This is a genomic window from Roseococcus sp. YIM B11640 (assembly GCF_049727625.1).
Taxonomy (GTDB): Bacteria; Pseudomonadota; Alphaproteobacteria; order Acetobacterales; family Acetobacteraceae; genus Roseococcus.
This window is the reverse complement of sequence record NZ_JBBJOZ010000012.1, coordinates 1-4076: the sequence shown is the minus strand read 5'-3', so window position 1 is coordinate 4076 and position 4076 is coordinate 1. Positions and strand designations below refer to the sequence as shown.

The 4076-nt window shown below is 66.9% G+C and carries 4 protein-coding genes; all 4 read left to right on the top strand.

Annotated elements, in window-relative coordinates:
• On the top strand, nucleotides 1–1005 hold a 1005-nt coding region (locus WJM96_RS22810; RefSeq protein ID WP_424814862.1), incomplete at its 5' end, for a cellulose synthase subunit BcsC-related outer membrane protein.
• A 4-nt stretch (nucleotides 1006–1009) separates the two neighbouring features.
• Nucleotides 1010–1750 carry a GDSL-type esterase/lipase family protein gene (locus tag WJM96_RS22805; protein ID WP_424814861.1) on the top strand — a complete coding sequence of 247 codons (741 nt, stop codon included), beginning with the start codon at nucleotides 1010–1012 and terminating at the stop codon, nucleotides 1748–1750.
• Nucleotides 1635–2807, top strand: coding sequence for an alginate O-acetyltransferase AlgX-related protein (locus tag WJM96_RS22800; RefSeq protein ID WP_424814860.1), 1173 nt, complete (start codon nucleotides 1635–1637; stop codon nucleotides 2805–2807). Before WJM96_RS22805 ends, WJM96_RS22800 begins: the two co-directional genes overlap by 116 nt.
• 103 nt (nucleotides 2808–2910) lie before the next feature.
• A partial coding sequence (locus WJM96_RS22795) for a tetratricopeptide repeat protein (RefSeq protein ID WP_424814859.1) occupies nucleotides 2911–4076 on the top strand: 1166 nt, incomplete at its 3' end.

Here is a 4076-nt window from a genome sequence, read left to right as displayed (position 1 = left end):
GATTATCGCCGTCCGAATGCGGCGGTGGATGGGTACGCGCTGCGTCTGACGTATATGCGGAACAACTTCCGTGCGGATATCGGCTCGACGCCGATGGGTTTTGCGAACCCGACGGTGGTGGGCGGTGCGGAGGTGGTTCCGCGGATCAACGAACAGTGGCGGGTGCGGCTGACCTTCGAGCGGCGGGCGGTGACGGACAGCCTGCTGTCCTATGCAGGACTGCGCGAGAAGGACTGGGTCACCAATTGGGGCGGCGTCGTCAGAACAGGCGGACGCGTCCAGTTGGAGTATATCCCCACCGGGCGCTGGGGCGCCTTTGCGGGCGTGGCCGCCTATACGGTCCAGGGCCAGAACGTCAAAACCAACTCGCAGATCGATGCGAGCGTGGGCGCCTACTACTCGGTCCTGCGCCAGCCGCATCAGAACCTGACGCTGGCGGTCGGCGCCTTCTACACCGGCTACGATCGCAACCTCAGCGGCTTCACCTTCGGCCAGGGCGGCTACTTCAGCCCGCAGCAAAGCGTGGTCGGCCAGGTGCAGGCGGATTACCGCGCGCAATGGGGCGACTGGTCGTTCAGAACCATCGGCTCGGTCGGCTATCAGAGCTACCGTGCGGCTTCGAGCGCCGCCTTCCCGACGAACGGCGCGATGCAGTCGCAGCTCGAGGCGCTGGCGCAGATCGACAACACGATCAACACGCGGGTGAGCGCGGTTCACAGCTCTGGCATCACGGGCGGAATCTTCGCGAACCTGGAATACGCGATCAATCCGAACCTGCGCGTCGGCGGTGCTGCCCGCTACGTTCGCGTGGGCGACTACGAGGATACGACGGGCTTCCTCTATTTGCGCTGGCGTCTCGACCGCCCGCGCTCCGACCTGCGGCCTTTCTACGAGGGCGCGCGCTACCCGATCCCGAATACCAGCGATCCCATGCCTTCCAGCCTGGTCGGCGGCCAGCCTGAATGGATTCAGCTCCCGCTCGGTGCTGCCAGGCCGGTTTGGTGATGTCGTGACACGAGTTCTGAAATGGGCCGGTGTGCTGCTCGCCGCCTGGCTGGCCGTGCCGCAACTGGCCGATGCCGCGTGCCAGACGCCTGTGCCGCGCCCGCGCGACGCCACGCCGGAGCGACTGTACTGGCCGCCCTGGCGCACGGGTGTGGAGCAGCTGACCGAGCGGCTGCGGCCCTATGATCTCTCGGGCGCGCGGCTCGCCTTCGTGGGCGATTCCATCACGCAGTGGTGGGACCCGGGCGTGTTCCAGCGCTTCTATGGCCGGCGCGCGGCGGTGAATCTCGGCGTGGGCGGCGATGCCACGCAGGGCACGCTGTGGCGGCTGGACAATGGCAACTGGCCCGCGCGCCTGCATCCGGCCACGATCGTGCTGCTGATCGGCACGAACAATCTCGGCCTCGGCTCGCGGCCGGAAGACGTGGCGGGCGGCATCGCAGAGGTGATCGCGAAGCTGCAGCAGCTGGCCGGGCCGCAGGTCAAGATCCTACTGCTCGGGATACTGCCGCGCGGTGCGAGTCCGACTGATCCGATGCGTCCGCTGGTGGCCCGCGTGAACCAGCTCATCGCTGTCTGCGCCGACAATCAGCGGGTGTTCTTCGCCGATCCGGGGCCGGCCCTGCTGGATGCCACGGGGCAATTGTCGCCGGCGATCTCGCCCGACGGGGTGCATCTTTCGCCCGCGGGCTACGAGCGGCTTTCGGCCCAGATCGAGCCGCACCTGGGGCGGATCCTGCGATGAGGCGTTCGATATTCCGCGACGCGAAGGGACACTCTACGGTAGAACCCGCTGGCCGGGCTTGGAGAATCGTTTAGCGATGAAGAGGGTTTCCGTCGCTCGCCGGGTTTTGCTCTCGGCTCCCCTGAGCATCGCGGGAACGGCTGCGCTCGCTCAGCCGCGCTCGCTCGTCGATATCGGGCAGCAGGGGTGGCTTTTCCCGGTCTGGGACCGGCTGCAGCGCCTGGATGTTCCCGCCTTCCGCGAGACTCTGCAGATCATTTCGGAAGCCATCATCGCCCTGCGTGGGGGGCGGATGGATGTCGTCATCTGCTGCATTCCTTCACGCGCGAAGCTCGTGCACCAGTTCATGCCTGCGGGCATGCGCATCGCGCCGGACATCGAGCGGCGCTATGCCCAGGCCTCGGCCGAGATGCGCCGTGCGGGTGCCCTGGTTCCGGATCTCGAGACGCGCTTTCAGCAGGCGGTGCAGGCCCAGCCCAACCTGCAGCTCTTCTTCAAGACCGACACCCATTGGACGCCGATCGGTGCCGAGGTCGCGGCGGTCGAGATCGCGAAGCAGATGCGCGAGCAACTCGGCATGCCGCCCAGCCCGCGCCCGGGCCTGCGGCTCGGCGAGTTGCGGCGGATGGTGATGGCAGGCGGCAACCTCGTGCAATACGTGCCGGCCAACCGGCGCGCCGAGTTTGCTTCTGAGGAATCCTGGATTCGCCAGATCCTGCCCTCGGAAGGTCCGGCGGCGCTCGTCGAGGACGACTCGGCCGACGTGGTGATCGTCGGCACCAGCAACGTCCAGCCGCGCTTCGGCTTTCAGCCTGTGCTTTCGAACCAGCTTCTGCGTCCCGTCGCGCTTTCGTGGAAGCCCAACAATCAGGGCCCCTATTTCGCCATGCTGGAGTATCTGAAGAGCCTTTCCTTCCGCCAGCAGAGGCCGCGCGCGATCGTATGGAACCTGCTTGAGCAGGATCTCGCCACGCCACCGAACAACTCGGCGTGGAATCAATCCTCGATGGCGAACAATCTTTTCATCTCGGAGATTCGCAGGCTCGTCGGGGCGTGATCTTCCAAACCGGGAAGAGAGTTACCGCGAGCATGGCGCTCGCCCGCGGTTAAGGTCAGCGCCATCCAGGCACAGCAACGGCGATTAGGACGGAATAGTCATTTTGATACGAGTCATGGTGTCTCGAGCTCTGCCGGTTGCTGCCCTGCTGCTCTCCACGGTTTCGCCGCCCGCGCTGGCCCAATCGAACGCCCGGATGTCGGGTGGCGCGGCGACGACGAACCTCGTCGAGCAGGCGCAGTTCTGGCAGCAGCAGGGGCAGCCCGAGCGCGCGCTGCAGGCTTATGAGCGCCTGCTGGCGGTGGAGCCGAACAATGTGGATGCGCTGGCCGGTGCGGTGGAGATGGCGGCGCTGGCGAACCAGTCGTCGTCGGCGCAGCGGTATCTGGCGCAGCTGCGGCGTGTTTCGCCGCAGGATCCTCGGCTGCCTCGGGTGGCGGAGCTGGTGCGTCTGATGAACGAGGATGCGGAGGTGCTGGCTTCTGCCCGGGGTCTTGCGGCGGCGGGCCGCGGCGCCGAGGCGGTGGCGCGATACCGGGAGCTCTTCCGCGGCGGCAATGTGCCGTCCGTCCTGGCGTCCGAATACTATCAGGTCCTCGCGGGCTCGTCGGAGTCCGGTTACCGCGAGGCGGTTCAGCAGCTGAGCCAGCGGACGGCGGCGAATCCCAGCGACCAGCGTCTGGCGCTGACCTATGCGCAGATCCTCACTTATCGGGAGGACACCCGCACCGAAGGTGTCGACATGCTCCAGCAGCTGGCGCAGCGGCGCGGGGTTCGTGAAGCGGCGCGGCTCGCCTGGAGGCAGTCCCTGCTGTGGTTGGGCGACGATCCCGAGACCGCGACGCGCATCCAGCAGTATCTGGCAATGTATCCCAATGATCGCGAGCTCGAGTCCAAGGCGCAGCGTGCGCTCGAAGGCGGCGCCACGCCGGCCACGACGGCCCGCCTTCTAGGCTGGGAGGCGATGGGCTCGCGGCAGCTCGCGGAATCCGAGCGGCGCTTCAACGAAGCGCTGGCGCTCGAGCCCAACGACACGGAGGCGATCATTGGCATCGCCATCATCCGCAAGTCGCAGAACCGGCTTCCTGAAGCGCGGCAGCTGCTGGCCCGCGCCATCGCCATTGCGCCCGAACGCGCGGAGGAGATGACACGTCAGCTCGGCGATCTCACCACACCCGCCCGCGGCACTGGTGTTGGTTGGGTTGCTGGGCCGACGGTTCAGGCGTGGCGGTTGCTGGAGCGGGGTGATCTGGATGGTGCTGACCGGCT

Coding starts and splice junctions, on each gene's coding strand:
- WJM96_RS22800 (WP_424814860.1), top strand. CDS start 1,635: ATGCCACGGGGCAATTGTCGCCGGCGATCTCGCCCGACGGGGTGCATC.